Annotated in this window: 12 protein-coding genes; 7 read left to right on the top strand and 5 right to left on the bottom strand. The window is 71.3% G+C overall.

Features of this window, described 5'->3' with window-relative positions; all coding sequences use genetic code 11:
• The first annotated feature begins 11 nt into the window (after positions 1-11).
• The gene (locus AB0H87_RS00590; RefSeq protein ID WP_360137239.1) at positions 12-917 is read left to right on the top strand and encodes a carbohydrate ABC transporter permease; all 906 of its coding nucleotides are present in this window, start codon (positions 12-14) and stop codon (positions 915-917) included.
• A 1-nt stretch (position 918) separates the two neighbouring features.
• Here AB0H87_RS00590 and AB0H87_RS00585 read toward each other — a convergent pair whose 3' ends face one another.
• The gene (locus tag AB0H87_RS00585; protein ID WP_360137236.1) at positions 919-1,827 is read right to left on the bottom strand and encodes an AraC family transcriptional regulator; all 909 of its coding nucleotides are present in this window, start codon (positions 1,825-1,827) and stop codon (positions 919-921) included.
• Here AB0H87_RS00585 and AB0H87_RS00580 point away from each other — a divergent pair.
• A complete protein-coding gene (locus tag AB0H87_RS00580; RefSeq protein WP_360137233.1) occupies positions 1,826-2,587 on the top strand; it encodes a phytanoyl-CoA dioxygenase family protein in 762 nt (253 codons plus the stop codon). The two genes, AB0H87_RS00585 and AB0H87_RS00580, sit on opposite strands and share 2 nt — an antisense overlap.
• Here the strand turns inward: AB0H87_RS00580 and AB0H87_RS00575 are convergent.
• Positions 2,551-3,441 (bottom strand): AraC family transcriptional regulator, encoded by an 891-nt coding sequence (locus AB0H87_RS00575; protein WP_360137230.1) that lies wholly within the window; start codon positions 3,439-3,441, stop codon positions 2,551-2,553. The genes AB0H87_RS00580 and AB0H87_RS00575 overlap by 37 nt on opposite strands.
• Positions 3,441-4,019, bottom strand: a complete 579-nt coding sequence (locus AB0H87_RS00570) for an alpha/beta hydrolase (RefSeq protein WP_360137227.1) — start codon at positions 4,017-4,019, stop codon at positions 3,441-3,443. The genes AB0H87_RS00575 and AB0H87_RS00570 overlap by 1 nt, the downstream gene beginning before the upstream one ends.
• 34 nt (positions 4,020-4,053) lie before the next feature.
• Between AB0H87_RS00570 and AB0H87_RS00565 the strand changes: the two genes are divergently transcribed.
• The 5 genes from AB0H87_RS00565 to AB0H87_RS00545 all read left to right on the top strand — a co-directional run bounded on the left by AB0H87_RS00565 (position 4,054) and on the right by AB0H87_RS00545 (position 11,956).
• The gene (locus tag AB0H87_RS00565) at positions 4,054-4,893 is read left to right on the top strand and encodes a phytanoyl-CoA dioxygenase family protein (protein WP_360137224.1); all 840 of its coding nucleotides are present in this window, start codon (positions 4,054-4,056) and stop codon (positions 4,891-4,893) included.
• 93 nt (positions 4,894-4,986) lie between these two features.
• Positions 4,987-6,288: a Gfo/Idh/MocA family oxidoreductase gene (locus tag AB0H87_RS00560; RefSeq protein WP_360137221.1), complete on the top strand. Its 1,302-nt coding sequence runs from the start codon at positions 4,987-4,989 to the stop codon at positions 6,286-6,288.
• Between the two features lie 10 nt (positions 6,289-6,298).
• Positions 6,299-10,396, top strand: coding sequence for a glycoside hydrolase family 38 C-terminal domain-containing protein (locus AB0H87_RS00555; RefSeq protein WP_360137218.1), 4,098 nt, complete (start codon positions 6,299-6,301; stop codon positions 10,394-10,396).
• The gene (locus AB0H87_RS00550) at positions 10,393-11,091 is read left to right on the top strand and encodes a hypothetical protein (RefSeq protein WP_360137215.1); all 699 of its coding nucleotides are present in this window, start codon (positions 10,393-10,395) and stop codon (positions 11,089-11,091) included. Before AB0H87_RS00555 ends, AB0H87_RS00550 begins: the two co-directional genes overlap by 4 nt.
• A gap of 463 nt (positions 11,092-11,554) precedes the next feature.
• Positions 11,555-11,956 carry a heme-binding protein gene (locus tag AB0H87_RS00545; protein ID WP_360137212.1) on the top strand — a complete coding sequence of 134 codons (402 nt, stop codon included), beginning with the start codon at positions 11,555-11,557 and terminating at the stop codon, positions 11,954-11,956.
• A gap of 924 nt (positions 11,957-12,880) precedes the next feature.
• Here the strand turns inward: AB0H87_RS00545 and AB0H87_RS00540 are convergent.
• Positions 12,881-14,026, bottom strand: a complete 1,146-nt coding sequence (locus AB0H87_RS00540; RefSeq protein WP_360137209.1) for a winged helix DNA-binding domain-containing protein — start codon at positions 14,024-14,026, stop codon at positions 12,881-12,883.
• Between the two features lie 57 nt (positions 14,027-14,083).
• Positions 14,084-14,926: an NAD(P)H-binding protein gene (locus AB0H87_RS00535; RefSeq protein ID WP_360137207.1), complete on the bottom strand. Its 843-nt coding sequence runs from the start codon at positions 14,924-14,926 to the stop codon at positions 14,084-14,086.
• Positions 14,927-14,983: the final 57 nt, after the last annotated feature.

Genomic DNA, 14,983 nt, shown 5'->3' with positions numbered 1-14,983 from the left:
AAGGGTTCCGCATGTCCGTTGCGACCACGCCCGTGCCCCCGCTGTCCCGTCCGGGCGCGCCCGCGCCGACGCGCGCCCGCCCGCGGCGCCGCAAGCCGCGCGCCGCGATGCTGATGACCCACGTCGCGCTGCTGGTCAGCGGCCTCGCGTGGATGTACCCGTTCCTGTGGACGCTGGGCAGCTCACTGAAGGACACCGACGAGTTCTTCGGCCGGGGCCTCAACCCGTTGCCCACGCAGCTGCTGTGGGGCAACTACCAGCAGGCGTGGGAACAGGCGTCGTTCGGCACCTACTTCATCAACACCCTGCTGATCACGATCGGCACCTGCGTCGGCACGCTGCTGGTCACCTCGATGGCCGGCTACGTGCTGGCCCGCGCCCCGTTCCCGGGCCGGGGGCTGTGCCTGTTCCTCATTTCGGCGACGCTGTTCCTGCCGCACGGCTACACGATCATCCCGATCTTCGACCTGATGGAGAAGCTGGGCCTGCTCAACTCGATCTTCTCGATCATCATCGTGCAGGCCGCGGGCGGCATCGTATTCGGCACGTTCCTGTTCATGGGCTTCTTCCAGACCATCAACACCGAGTTGGAGGACGCCGCGAAGGTCGACGGCGCCAGCTTCCACCAGACCTTCTGGCGAATCATGCTGCCGCTCTCGGGCCCGATGCTGGCCACGGTAGGTCTCTTCACCGCGATCAGCGCGTGGAACAGCTACTTCATCCCGCTGGTCTTCACCCTGGCCCGCCCGGAGCAGCGGACGCTGTCGGTCGGCATGTACGCCTTCATCGGCGAGAACTCGACACAGTGGACGCTGCTGTGCGCGGGATCCATCATCACCCTGGTCCCGATCATCGCGCTGTTCGTCATGCTGCAGCGCTTCTTCGTCAACGGCCTGGCCGGCGCCATCAAGGGCTGACCTAGCCCGGCGGGACGAAGGCGTGCCGAGCCGCGTCGCGGAAGCTGCGGGGCGACGAGCCGTGTGCCTCGTGGAACTGGCGACTGAAATACGAGGCGCTCGCGAATCCGCACGCGTACGCGATGTCCGAGATCGTGCGGGTCGTCGTGGCGAGCAGGGTCGCCGCGTGCCGCAGCCGCAGGTCCGCGACGAACTCCGTGGGCGTGGTGCCGTAGTAACGGCGCACGCTGCGGGCCAGATGGGCGTCGCTGACATGGGCCAGCGCGCGCAGCCGGGCGATGCCCTCGTGCAGGTAGTCTTCCCGGCTCATGGCCGCCGTGGCGGTCAGCAGCCAGTCGGGGATGCCGGGCGGCGGCGCTGGGCGCGGTGTCGCGGGCACCAGGAGATCGACGGCGTCGCACCAGAACCGGACGAGGTCCGGCTGCCGAGGTCCATCGTGGAACCGCCGCAGAATGGCCGCGCAGAGCTCCGCGCCGCGGTCGTCGTGCGCCAGTGGCGGGAGGGCGCCCGTCGCCCACCGCGGGTCGAGCCCGGCCAGGCCGGCGAAGGTGCGCCAGCCGGTGGCCGGGAACGCGATGTTGTAGAACCGCAGCGGTCCGACGATCGTGTGGTGGTCGCGCGGCCGGACCAGCACGACGTCGCCCGGGTGCAACGGCTGGGCCTGCTCCGGCCTGCCGGCATGCGACACGAGCTGCTCGCCCGCGCCTGCGACCACCGCCATCACCTCGAAGTAGTCGCGGTGGCTGTGCGGGTGGGACCGGCCCTTCAGGTCGACCAACGCGGCGTGGAAGGGCCGGCCGAGCGCGTGGTCCTCGAACCGCTCCGCCCGCTGCGCCACATCAACACAGTACAAGTTCTGGTTGTCGGCGGCGTATCCCGTCACGAACGGCGGTGGCACGGTGAAAGGCATGTCGATCACCACCTCGTACGCCCGCGACGGCTACGTCATCTTCCGCGACGCCATCGACGCCGACCTGATCGCCGAGGCCAGCGACCACGTCGCCTGGCTGGAGCGGCAGCACCCGGACGTCCGCCCCGAGCAGCTCGGTCACACGTTCCTCCGCGACGATCCATTTTGGATCCGCCTGATCAGCGACGACCGGTTGCTCGACATCGCCGAGACGTTCGTCGGGCCGAACATCGCGCTGTTCGCCTCGCACTACATCAGCAAGCCACCGTTCACCGGCCAGCCGGTGCTGTGGCATCAGGACAGCGCGTTCTGGCCGCTGGAGCCGATGGAGGTCGTGACGCTCTGGCTGGCGATCGACCACTCCACACCGGACAACGGCTGCGTCCGGCTCGTGCCGGGCAGCCACACCAGGGACATCGCGGCGATGCGCGCCAACACCGACGTCGCCAACGTCCTGGGGCAGGAGATCGCCGTCGACGTCGACGAGGCCGACGCGGTCGACATCGTGCTGCACCCCGGTGACGTCGAGGTGCACCACCCCAACATCATCCACGGCAGCAACGCCAACACCAGCCCGGACCGGCGCTGCGGGCTGACCATCCGCTACATCCCGACGTCGACCCGGATCCTCGGCGACGAGCAGCCCTTCCCCAGCGCCTTCTGGCTGCGCGGCGAGAAGGGTGTCAACAGCTACCAGCCCGTGCCCGCCTTCGACGCCGCGCGTCACTTCCCGTTCCGCGACGCCAAAGCCTGGTCCTGACCCCTGGCGACCCGCCGGTGTTCCCGGGGCGTACGTCCGGTGAGCTGCCGGAAGACCCGCGCGAAATGCTGGCCGGAGCCGAACCCCACGGCGAACGCGATGGTGGTGACCGGCAGGTCGCCGTCGGCGAGCAGGTGCCGGGCCCGCTCCACCCGGCGCTCGTTGAGATAGCGGTGCGGCGTCATCCCGACCTCCTGGACGAACAGCCGGGCGAGATAGCCCGGCGCGAGCCCGATCGCCCGGGACAGCTCGTCGAGCGTCCACCGCCGCGCGCTGTCCCGGTCGAGCAGGCGCCTTGCGGTCGCGACCCCCGGATGGCCGGGCAGCGTCGGCACCGGGTGGGTGTCGCGGAGCTGGCGGCTCACCTCGAGCACCAGGCGGTCCACCGCCAGCAGCAGGCCCGTTGTGCCATGCCGGCGCACCGCGGTCAGCTCCCGGCCGATCTGCCGGAACGTCTCGGCCAGCGCGTCGGAGCCGGCCCGGTGCACGACCGGCGGGTGCCCGCGCCAGTCCGCAGCGAGCCCGGGATGGCGGACCAGGGCCGGCGCCGGGTCGACGGCCGCGAAGCAGAAGTGGTGGCGCCGCGCCGACTCCTCGCGCATGTGGTGCGACACGCCGGGGCCGACGCCGAGCAGGTGGCCCGGTCGCAGCGCGAACCGTTCGCCGCCGGCCTGCCAGTGGCTCTCGCCGTGCAGCTGCAGGTAGAACTCCCAGACAGGGTGGGTGTGCGGCCCGATCCGGAACCGGGCCGGCGTCCACTGCTCGCCGGCGTGCACGAGCCCGGTGCCGTCGTCGACGTCGGCGTGAAAGCCGGCCGTGACGCCGGGCGGCCGGAACACCGCGACGCCGGACATCAGTCCACCAGGGCGCCGAGCAGTTCGGGAAAGGTGAGCCGGCCGAAGTGCCCGTAGCCCTGGAACTCCCGGTAGCGCAGATCCCGCACGGTGTCGCGGATCCTCCGCACGGTCACCTGGATGTCGTCGAAGTCGTCGGCGGAGTGGAACACCGTCAATCCGGCGGTACGCGCGGCCACGTGCGGATCCAGCGTGAAGTCGAAGAAGCCCGGCGCCCGACCGGTCGGGTCCAGCCACGGCGCGACCAGGACCACCCGGCCGACCGAGACGCCCGGGTTCTCGCTGAGCCAACGCAACAGGAAGCCCGCGCCGCAGCTGTGCGCGGCGAACAGAGTCCGTGTGCCGACGTCGTAGCGCTCCAGCTCCCGCCGCCAGGCCGGATAGTCCGGCGCGAACGCCAACGGCATCTCGGGCGTATGCGCCGGGATATCCCGCACGATCAGCTGCTTGGCGAGCCAGGGCAACCAATGGTGGTTGCTCGGCGAGGGCACCGTGGCGTCGTAGAACTCTGCCTCGCCCGGCTTGCCGTGCAGGATCAGCGCGTTCGGTTTCGCGCCGAACTCGGTCGGATCAGGCACGAACGGTTCCCTTTCGCTACCTACGTTGGACGCCATGGATCACTCCTTCCTGCCAGGACCCGACGACGTCGCGGCGTACCGCGAGCATGGTTTCTGGGTCTCGCCGGTCATCGTGCCCGGCGAGGTACTCGACGCCGCCGAGCGTGGCATGCGACGCTTCTACGCCGGGGAGCGCGACGCCGACCTCGGCGGTTTCGGCGGCTGGACCCCGGCCGATGGACCGGGGCTGCGCAAGAACGACTACGCGTCGCTGGTGATCCGCGAGCTGGCCGAACTGGTCCGCTATCCCACGATCGCCGCCACCGCCGCCCGGCTGGCCGGCGCACGCGGTGTCCGGCTGTGGCACGACCAGTTGCTCTACAAGCCGGTCGACACCCCGGGGCTGGTCGCGAACGTCGGCTGGCACACCGACCGGCAGTACTGGCAGAGCTGCTCGTCGGACGACATGCTCACCGCCTGGGTCGCCTTCCACGACGTCGAGGAAGCCGGTGGTTCGGTGTCGTTCCTCGACGGCAGCCACAACTGGGACGTCGACGGGCTGGACTTCTTCACGCAGGACCTGGATGCGCTCACCCACCGGATCGCGCTGCAGGGCTTCCGGGTGCGGGTGCGGCCGACGACCATGCGGCGCGGCCAGGTCAGCTTCCACCACTGCCGCACGGTGCACGGCAGCGGCCCCAACCGCGGCGGCGCGCCGCGCCGGTCGCTGGCCATCCACCTGCAGCCCGCCGACAACCGCTGGCGGCACCACGTCGGTGCGGACGGCCGGCCGGCCCGGCACGGCAACGACCGGCTCGTCCGGCAGGTCGACGGCGTGCCGGACTACGCCGATCCGCGGGTCTGCCCGCAGCTGTTCCCGTCGCATTCCGGGTAGCGTACGGCTTGTCGTTGGACCGGTCCACTGTTAGCGTCCCTTTCGCGGTGGACCGGTCCATCGCGGTCCACACGAGACCGAGAGGCAACTGCCATGCCAGCGTCAGGGGTCGCCATCGTCGGCACGGGCCATCGTGCCCAGCTGTTCACCGCGGGCCTCGCCAGCCGGCCGGCATACGACGTCGTCGGTCTGTGCGACCCGAGCCCGACCCGGATGGCGTTCCACAACGCGCTGCTGGCCGAGCACGGTCGCGAAGCAGCCTGGACCTGGGCGCCCGCCGACTTCGACCGGCTGTTGAAAGACGCCCCCGACCTCGTGGTGGTGACCTCGCCGGACGCCACCCACGACGACTACATCGTCCGCGCGCTGCGGGCCGGCGCCCGCGTCATCACCGAGAAGGCGATGACCACCGACACCGCCAAGGCCCGCCGCATCATGGCCGCCGTGCGGGACACCGGCGGCGATCTGACCGTCGCGTTCAACTACCGGTTCAACCCGGTGCACGCCAGGGTGCACGAGCTGCTGCGGTCCGGCGCCGTCGGCGACGTGCTCTCGGTGCACTTCGAGTGGCTGCTCGACGTGCGGCACGGCGCCGACTACTTCCGCCGCTGGCACCGCGAGCGGGTCAACTCCGGCGGGCTGATGGTGCACAAGGCAAGCCACCACTTCGACCTGGTCAACTGGTGGCTCGGTGCCCGGCCGGTGTCGGTCTACGGCCAGGGCCGGCTGGCCTTCTACGGCGCCAACGGGCGACGCACCGGCCACGCCCGCGACTATGTCCGGGCACATGGTTCTCCGGCCGCACAGGACGACCCGTTCGCCATCCACCTGGTCGACAACCCGAGCCTGCGCGCGCTCTACCTCGACGCGGAGGCCGACTCCGGCTATATCCGCGACCAGAACGTCTTCGGTGAGGGCATCACCATCGAGGACGACATGGCACTGGTCGTCGGTTACGACACCGGCGCCTCGATGAGCTACCACCTGACCGCGTACTCGCCGTGGGAGGGCTACCGGGTGATGTTCAACGGCACCGGCGGCCGGCTCGAGCTCGAGGTCGAGGAGGCGCTCTGGACCCAGCCGGCGGCGCGGGTCGAGTCGAAGAAGGGCTCGGTGCACGGCGACCTCGCCGCGGAAACGGCCGGCGGCGCGCGGATCCTACTGCGGCCGCTGTGGCAGCCCCCGCAGGAGGTGCGGGTCCCCGACTTCGACCACGCCGGGCACGGCGGCGCCGATCAGCGGATGCTCGTCGCGCTGCTGGACGGCACCAGCGACCAGGCGGCGGACCGGGCCGGCGCCGACGACGGCCTGCAAGCGCTGCTGCCCGGGCTGGCGGCCAACGAGTCGTTCCGCACCGGCCGTGCGGTCGACGTCACCACGCTGCTCGACTCCTGACAGCCGGCCGATGTCGCTGCGGATCGAGAGCATCGAGTCGACCGACCTGTTCGTCGGGACGGTCGACGAGCCCCGCCAAGTGGTGCGGGTCAGGGTGGCGGGTGCGCCTTCGGGCGTACCCGTGGAGGTCGACGGCTTCTTCGCCGAGGCGGACGCCGCGGGTGCGGCGGTGGTCGAGGTGGGCGTCGCACTGCGTGGGCCCGCCGGCGCGCAGGTGCCGGTCACCGTGACCGCCCGCGGCGGCGGGTCGGTCGCGCAGGGCTCGGGCACGGTCGTCTTGGCCGAGCCGGGCTGGACGGTCCACCTGGTGTCCCACTTCCACTACGACCCGGTGTGGTGGAACACCCAGGCCGCGTACACCAGTCAATGGGATGCCCTGCCTGGCGCCGCGCAGGAGCACCGCGCGACCTATCAGCACACCGGTTTCCACCTGGTTCGCACGCATCTCGAACTGGCCCGGCGCGATCCCGACTACAAGTTCGTGCTGGCCGAGGTCGACTACCTCAAACCCTACTGGGACTGCTATCCGCAGGACCGCGACCTGATCCGGCGGTTGCTCGCCGATGGGCGGTTGGAGCTGATGGGCGGCACCTACAACGAGCCCAACACCAACCTGACCGGTGCCGAGACCACCATCCGCAACGTGGTACACGGGCTGGGCTTCCAGCGCGACGTGTTGGGCGGCGACCCGGCCACCGCGTGGCAGCTCGACGCGTTCGGCCACGATCCGCAGTTTCCCGGCATCATGGCCGACGCCGGGCTCACCTCCAGCTCGTGGGCGCGCGGCCCGTTCCACCAGTGGGGCCCGATGATGCGGGTGGCCGGCGACGTGGTCACCGACGCGTCGGCGATGCAGTTCCCCAGCGAGTTCGAGTGGATCGCGCCGAGCGGGCAGGGCCTGTTGACCAGCTACATGCCGGCGCACTACAGCGCCGGCTGGTGGATGGACTCGGCGGCGACGCTGGACGCCGCGGAAGAGGCCGTGCTGCGGCTCTGGCGGCTGATGCGGCCCGCGGCCGCCACCCGCAACATCCTGCTGCCGGTCGGCACCGACTACTCGCCGCCCAACAAATGGCTCACCGCGATCCATCGCGACTGGAACAGCCGCTATCTGTGGCCGCGGCTGCTCTGCTCACTCCCTCGGGACTTCTTCGCCGCGGTCCGCGCCGAGCTGACCTCGCTCAGCCCGCAGACCCGCGACATGAATCCGATCTACACCGGCAAGGACGTGTCCTATATCGACACCAAGCAGGCCCAGCGGGTCGTCGAGAACCTGGTTGTCGACGCGGAGAAGTGGGCCACGCTGGCTGCCTTGCACGGGCGCGCGCGCTATCCGGTCGAGGCGCTCGACCGGGCCTGGCGGTTGCTCATCTACGGCGCGCACCACGACGCGATCACCGGTACCGAGTCCGACCAGGTCTACCTCGATCTACTGGCCGGCTGGCGGGAGGCGCACGACCTGGCGCGGACCGTGCACCGCGGCGCGCTCGCGCACCTCGGCGACCAGGTCGACACCACCGGTCCTGGTTCTGCCGTGCTGGTCTTCAACCCGTCGTCGTGGTCGCGCACCGACATCGTCAGCGTTGCGGCGCCTCCGGCGACGCGAATCGTGGACACAGCCGGCTCGCCCGTGCCTGTGGTGCGCTCCGGTGACCGGTTGACCTTCCTCGCACGGGACGTGCCGTCGCTCGGCCACCGTGGCTACCGGCTGCTGCCGGCACCGTCCGCGGCGGAGCCGCGCTGGGTCGCCGCGTCCGGGCACGTCATCGCCAACTTTGCCTATCGGCTCACCGTCGACCCGGCGCGCGGTGGGACGGTCGCCTCGCTCACCGAGCTGGCCACCGGTCGCGACCTGCTGCGGCCGGGGCGGGTGGGCAACGAGATCCTGGTGTACGACGAGTACGCCGAACACCCCGAGTTCCACGAGGGACCGTGGCACCTGTTGCCGACCGGCGGCCCGATGACGGCGTCCGGCGAGCACCCGGCCGAGACGGTGCGGGTCGAACACAGTCCGCTCGGCGAGCGCGTCGTCGTGACCGGGTCGGTCGGCCCGGCCCGTTTCACGCAGACGCTGACACTGTGGCATGGGCTGTCCAGGGTGGACTGCTCGACTCGGATCGATTTCACGGGCAGCGACCACCTCGTGCGGCTGCGCTGGCCGGTCGGTGTTCCCGGCGGGCTGCCGCTCTCTGAGGTGGCCAACGCGGTGGTCGCGCGAGGGTTCGCACATCCCGACGTCGACAGCGCGCGGCATCCGTGGACCCTCGACAACCCCGCCTACCGCTGGTTCGGCTCGGGGACCACGGCCCGGGTCACGCTGACCTCCGCCGACGGCGACGCCGTCGGGCACCGGGCCATCGGCGTGGCCGAGGTCATCGTCACCGAGCCGCCTGCTCATGGGCGGTCGATCGCCGTGGCGCTGGTGCGCGCCGGCGTAACCGCCACGTGCACCACTGCCCACACACCGCGATACGGCCGTTCGGAGGTCGACTCGAACCTGCCCGACGTGCGGATCGCCGTCGGTGGCCCGGGGCGCAACGCTTTCACCGCCGAGGTGCTCGCCGCCGCCGGCCCGGCCTACGAGGCCGAGTACACCCGGCAACTCGCCGCTACCGGCACCGTCCGCATGTGGCTGCCCGCTTCGCGGCCGCTGGCCGAGGTCTGGCAACCCAGTGCGGATCTCACCGGCCTGCGCGACCTACCCGTCCTGCTGGTCGCGTCCGCCGATGATGACGCGGCTGCGGTGGCCGCGCTGGTTGCCGACCTGGCCGACGCCGTGGTTCCGGTGGCTCAGCCGGCCGGCCCGTGGTCGCCGGAGCCGTACGCGGACCGGACCGTCGCGGTTCTCAACCGCGGCATACCCGGTTTCGCCGTCACCGCCGACGGCGGGCTGCACCTGTCGCTGCTGCGGTCGTGCACCGGCTGGCCGACCGGAGTGTGGATCGACCCGCCGCGCCGGACGGCACCGGACGGTTCGGCGTTCGCGCTCCAGCACTGGACGCATTCGTTCGAGTATTCACTGGTCGCCTCGGACGGCGACTGGCGCGACGGCGGAATCACCACGCAGGCCCACGACTACAACCATCCGCTCGTCGCCCTGGTCGCCGCTGCGCATCCCGGGCCGCTGGCAGCCGACACGGCGCTGCTGAGCGTGTCGCCGGGTGCGGTGCTCACCGCGCTGAAGGCCACCGGTGACCCGCTCGCGTCCGGCCGCCCGGGCGCGCCTCACACAGGTGTGACAGCCCGCGTCTACGAGCCGCACGGCCGACCCGCCACGCTCTGGCTGGACGGTCCCGGCCTATCGGTCGCCGGCCGCGCCGACGTTGTGGAGCGCCCACGGTCCGGTGACCCCGACGCTCTCGGGCCGTTCGAGATCGGAACGTGGCTGCTGCGCGCGCCGGCTCGGGCGTCCTCCGTCGAGATCGGCCCGCGGACCGAGCCGGTGCAGCCGGTGTTCACCCGCTACTGGCTACACAACAAGGGTCCGGCGCCAATGGGCAACCAGCCGGTAAGCGTCCACCTGCACCCCCGCGACGACCGGTCGGTCTTGGTGACGGTGGCCAGCGACCTCACGGAAACCGCCTTTGACGGGACGGTGTGGATCGACGCCCCCGCCGGTTGGACGGCCGACCCGGTCGAGCGTCCGGTGCGGCTCTCTCCCCGCGGCTGGACCTCCTTCACCGTCGACCTCGTCGCGGGCCCGGACGCGGCCGCCGGCGTGGTCACGGCCCGGTTGGACCACGCCGGCAGCACCGTCGAAGACGTCCTCCCGCTCGGCGACCCGGGCCCGGCGCTCTCCGCCGACCTCGACGTCGACGATCTCCGGATGCGTCCCGGCCAGCGGGCGACGATCACACTGCGGCTGGCCAACCCGGCGGGCCACGCCGTGCACGGCGAGGTGCAGGTCATCGGCCCGTGGGGCACCTGGGAGATGCTCGCGCCGCACACCCAGGGATTCGCGGTCGAGGCGGGCGGCCAGGCGTGCGTCGAGATCGCGGTGACCGTGCCGCCCGACGCCGGCCCGGGCGCCTGGTGGGCGCTGGCGAAGGTGATGTGGTTCGGCCGGGTCGCCTACACGGCCCCGGTGCGGTTGGTGGTCGGTCCGTGATGCTCGCGTGGATCGACGGGGAGCCGCTCGACCCGGACGAGGTGTCGGCGGAGCTGCGCCGCCTCTACGGCGGTCCTGGCGGGCACGTGCTGCCGACGCCGGACACCACCGAGGGCCGGCAGCTGCGGCGCTGGGTGGTTCAGGTGCTGGCGGTGCGGGCTCTGCTGGCCCACGAGGCCGCGCGGCGGGGGCTTCCGGACTCGGGCCCGCTGCCCGACACCGACCGCGTTTCGGTGGGCACCATCGCGGCGGCCGCGCTGGCCCAGTCGCCACACGCGGCGGCCGTCTTCGCCGCGGTGACGGCCGACGTGACGGTCTCCGCCGGCGAGGTGGACGCCTACCGCGCGGCCAATCCGGAGCTGGCCGGCGAGGAGGTCCGGGTGGTCCGGCACATCCGCGCCGGCCGCCCGGTCAACGCGGGCCGGCCGTACCGGGTGCGGCGTACCGAGGTGCTCGGATCGCTGGTCTTCGCGGCACCGCGCGGCGCGGTCGTCACGTCGGGTCGCGACGTGCTGGAGGTCGTCGACATCGCCGAGGCTTCCGGCACCGACGTCGCCGCACTGCTGCTTGCCGCTGCCCGCGCGGCGACGTTCGCGCGGTGGCTCGACGTCCAGGTACGCGACCGGGTCCAGCGCGGCCCTGGCGCGGAACACCCTGCCGACCCGTCGCAACCTGACCACACCCACCGGCATTGAGCCCTGGGGCTCTGCCTCAAACCCCGGACTTCTCAGAGATCAGCTTGGCGGCGGAACTCTGTTCAAGCAGAGCTGACAGCAAGCGTACGGCCCAGGGTCGCCGCGGCTTGCTCATCGTTAGCCGGCGGCAGGGCCTACGCGTGCGCCGTTCTTGCGAGCGGCACGCTGCGCTGGTCCTGATCGCGCCGCGGATCTCCTCGTTTCGCCACGCCGCGGAGACCGCCCGCATAACGTCGTCGCCAGGAAATGCGGTGAGCGCACCGGAGTGCGGCGAGGAGGGAGCGTGAAGGCAGTCGTCTACCAGGGGCGGTGACACCGCTGAGGCCCCGGACGTGCTCGCCAAGATCACCTCGACGGCGATCTGCGGCTCGAACCTACGCGGGCACCTCGGCAGAGCCCGGCCAGGTCTGGCGTCGCCGTACCCGCAGATCTGCCGCCGTCCGCCAACAGCAAGGAGGCAATCATGGCGACCGTCAACCTGTCCGACGCCCGCCGGGTCATCGCCGCCGCCGAGGCGCGGGCCGCCGAGATAGGCCAGCCGATGAACATCGCCGTGGTCGACGGCGGCGGCAACCTGGTCGCGCACGTCCGGATGGACGGCGCCTGGATCGGCAGCGTCGACATCAGCGTCAACAAGGCCTGGACGGCCCGCGCCTTCGACATCCCGACCGAGGCGCTGGCCACCAACGCGCAGCCGGGGCAACAGTTCTACGGCATCCATGCGAGCAACCAAGGCCGAGTGATGATCTTCGCCGGCGGCATCCCGCTGCGGCGCGACGGCCTGGTTGTCGGTGGGGTCGGGGTCAGCGGCGGTACGGGCGAGCAGGATCAGACCGTCGCCGAGGCCGGCGCCGGCGCTTTCTAGCGGGTCTGATAGTGGTCAGCTGTGTCGGCGGAGGATGTTCAACACGATGCAGGCGACCGCGGCCACCATCAGCTGCCAGTAGTAGGCACCACCGGTGTGGCCAAGGCCATCCTTGACGCTCAACCCCGACCGGGGCGCGCGGCAGCGCGTGACTCGCCACCGCCGGCGACGACCGGGTTGTGCGGCTCTGGCACCCCGACCCCACGATATGTCTGGCCCAGACCAATGTGGTCGGGCGCTCCCTGTTCTACCTGGATGTCAACGCAATGCGTTGTTCGCTTGCGATCTCGCCCCGCGTTGATCATCTGTTTGGGATGTTCTGCGGGTTCTCGGCGGTGCACGCACCTCACGCCGGCCACCTGCGCAGGTCCCACACTGGCTGCCCACCCCAGCAACCCCCTTCTGCGCAGTCAATCGCCCACGTACACGTCCGCGACCAGGGACAACCGCCCAGACGGTGCGCAGTTGTGGCCTGTATCCCGCCTTCGAGATCACCCTGCGCCTCGACGGTTATCCGCCCAGCTCAGGGCCTGTGCCCCGGCGCGTCTGGGGGGCGCGTTTCGGGTCGTGAAAGTGGAGTCCAGGTGGGGCTCGAACCTGCGCACGTCCACAGCGTTCCTGCTCACGCCCGGTCGATCGCTACTGACGGCCCGGCCTAGCGCGAACGCCCGACCAGCGGCAGATGTGCGCACGTGATCTTGGCTGACCGGCGCGTTCAGGGGCTGGAGCGGTGCGGTCCGCTTCGACTTGCGCGGGAGCAGTGACCTTTGGCGACCCGAGGCATCGCCGCGTCGGCAGGGCGTGTGTCCATACGCACCAGCGGGAGACTCCGACGGACGTACGGACGGTGAGGAAATTGCCAGCGGCGCAGCCCGCTCGGCTATGAGCGGGCGTCGGTGGAAGGCGCGCATGAGCACGGTTCGATCACTGCTGACCGGTTTCCTCGCCGGTCACCTTGTCCTCGGAGCCGACGGACGGGGCCGTGCCGTCGCGGAGGTCGTGGGCGGCGCCGGGCACGGCGAACTCCAGCAGCCGGGCGCCTTCGGCCTCGATCTCGGCGCGCTCGATGGCGGTCAGCGGCCGGAACGGGTCGATCTCCAGAGTCGCTGACGCCTTGCCTGGATGGAGCTTCCAGGCGCCCGTCACCTGCCCGTCCACGAGGAAGGTGGCGCGCATCCCGTTGCGCGTCATGACCCGTTTGCGGGCCTCCTCTGAGATCACGCGGGTGCGGTCGGTATGGGAGGCCAGGAGGTTGTCGTATTCGGGCAGGAAGCGAACCGGCGCGCGGGCGTCGGCGTCGGGGCGTGGCGCATCCGGGAGGTCGAACAGCTCCACCCCGTGCTCGTCGCGGAAGACCGCCAGCCGTGGCCGCAGCCTCTCCAGGACGGGCCGCAGCCGGGTTCGGCCGGCCCACGTCTGCACGTCGGCGACCGACGCCGGGCCGAACGCGGCGAGGTAGCGCAGCACGATGTGTTCGGAGTCGGCGGCGGAGGCGGGCTCGGCTCCGGTCCAGCAGGCCGCCGTCGCGTACCGGGTGGTGCCGCCGACGCCCCAGACGGCGCGTGGCGGCACCTGCACCAGCGGTACCAGGTTCCGCACCACGGTGGCGAGTGCGCGGGGCTCGCGATCGGGCCACCGCTCGTGCAGCGCCGCGCCGAGTTCCTTGGGGGTGAGGTGTCGTGCGCCGAGCAGTGCCCGGCCCGACTCCGCCACGGCCGCACGGTCCAGACCGGTCAGGATCGTCTTGAACGCGGTGTCCAGCTCACGGTCGAGCGCGGGCTGCGCCCATGGCCGCAACGAGCGGTAGTCCGCCGTGGTGACCAGGTGGACGGTGCTGCGCATCAGCGCGACCCGCACCAGGCGGCGCTTGGTCAGCGCGTCCGTCAGGTCGGCAGTGCCGAACTTCCGCAATCTGCTCCAGAGCCCGAAGTAGGGCGCGTAGGGCGCCTGCGCCTGCATGCCGACCAGCCGGGTGACCGCCTCCTCGGCGGTCGCGTCGGCCCGTTCCAGCAGCATCTGACGGGCCAGCAGGGCTCGCCCCAGCTCCCGTCGCCGCAGCACCTGTGCCACCGTGCCGTCCTTTCCATCGTATGGCAGGGGCGGCGGATGCCGCCCCTGCCTCGTCGATCAGCCGCCGAAGTCGGCCCGGTGATCCGCGGCCCACTGAGCGTAGGTACGCGCGGGGTGCCCGGTGATCTGCTCGATGACGTCGTTGACCGGCGCGGGCCTGCCGACCGCCTGCGCCATGAGACCGAACAGCGCCGCCAGGAACTCGGGGTCCATGAACAGGCTCATCTGCTCCAGCACGGGCTCCGGGTCGAGGTCCTCGACGGTGAGCGGGCGCCCCAACGTCTCGCCGAGGATGCGGACCTGCTGCGCCTGGGTCAGCGACTCGGGGCCGGTCAGGTCGTAGGCCCGCCCCGCGTGCCCGCCGCCGGTCAGGATCCGCGCGGCCACCTCGGCGACGTCCCTCTCGTGCGCGGCGCTGAACGCGGCTTCGGCGTACGGCGCGCGAATGACGTCACCGCCCTGGAGCTGCATCGCGAACGTCAACGAGTTGATGGCGGGGAAGAGTAGCCGCAGGAACGTCCACTCGATCCCAGATGCCTCGATGGCCTGCTCGACGTCGCGGTGGTACTGGGCGATTACGTCGGGCTGCCGCTCGGCGCCCGGGACGATCGCCCCCGAGGACAGGAACACCAGCCGCCGCACCCCGGCCCGCCCCGCGGCCGCCAGTAGCGGAGCGACATCCATCCCGTACTGCAGAACCAGGAAGGCGGCTTCGACGCCGGCCAGCGCCGCTGGCAGCGTCTCGGGCTTGGTCAGATCGCCCTGGACGACGTCGACTTCCGCCGGGAGCCCGGCTTGTTCCGGGGTACGGGTCAGCGCCCGTACCGGCGCACCCGCGGCGACCAGCTCTTCTACTGCCTGACGTCCGAACTGAGCCGTGGCACCAATGACGAGATACATGAGGGTTTCCCTTCGTGTGAAGACTGGGGGGTCTGATGGGGTCCGCCTACAACCGGC

Origin of the sequence: Asanoa sp. NPDC050611, assembly GCF_040654855.1 — a bacterium.
GTDB lineage: Bacteria > Actinomycetota > Actinomycetes > Mycobacteriales > Micromonosporaceae > Asanoa.
The sequence above is the reverse complement of the archived record's forward strand: the minus strand, read 5'-3'. Positions and strand labels throughout refer to the sequence as shown.

What these genes read in the sequence shown, in the direction of transcription:
- AB0H87_RS00590 (WP_360137239.1), top strand. Translation starts at nt 12, where the DNA reads ATGTCCGTTGCGACCACGCCCGTGCCCCCGCTGTCCCGTCCGGGCGCG.
- AB0H87_RS00580 (WP_360137233.1), top strand. Translation starts at nt 1,826, where the DNA reads ATGTCGATCACCACCTCGTACGCCCGCGACGGCTACGTCATCTTCCGC.
- AB0H87_RS00585 (WP_360137236.1), bottom strand. Translation starts at nt 1,827, where the DNA reads ATGCCTTTCACCGTGCCACCGCCGTTCGTGACGGGATACGCCGCCGAC.
- AB0H87_RS00575 (WP_360137230.1), bottom strand. Translation starts at nt 3,441, where the DNA reads ATGTCCGGCGTCGCGGTGTTCCGGCCGCCCGGCGTCACGGCCGGCTTT.
- AB0H87_RS00565 (WP_360137224.1), top strand. Translation starts at nt 4,054, where the DNA reads ATGGATCACTCCTTCCTGCCAGGACCCGACGACGTCGCGGCGTACCGC.
- AB0H87_RS00560 (WP_360137221.1), top strand. Translation starts at nt 4,987, where the DNA reads ATGCCAGCGTCAGGGGTCGCCATCGTCGGCACGGGCCATCGTGCCCAG.
- AB0H87_RS00555 (WP_360137218.1), top strand. Translation starts at nt 6,299, where the DNA reads ATGTCGCTGCGGATCGAGAGCATCGAGTCGACCGACCTGTTCGTCGGG.
- AB0H87_RS00545 (WP_360137212.1), top strand. Translation starts at nt 11,555, where the DNA reads ATGGCGACCGTCAACCTGTCCGACGCCCGCCGGGTCATCGCCGCCGCC.
- AB0H87_RS00535 (WP_360137207.1), bottom strand. Translation starts at nt 14,926, where the DNA reads ATGTATCTCGTCATTGGTGCCACGGCTCAGTTCGGACGTCAGGCAGTA.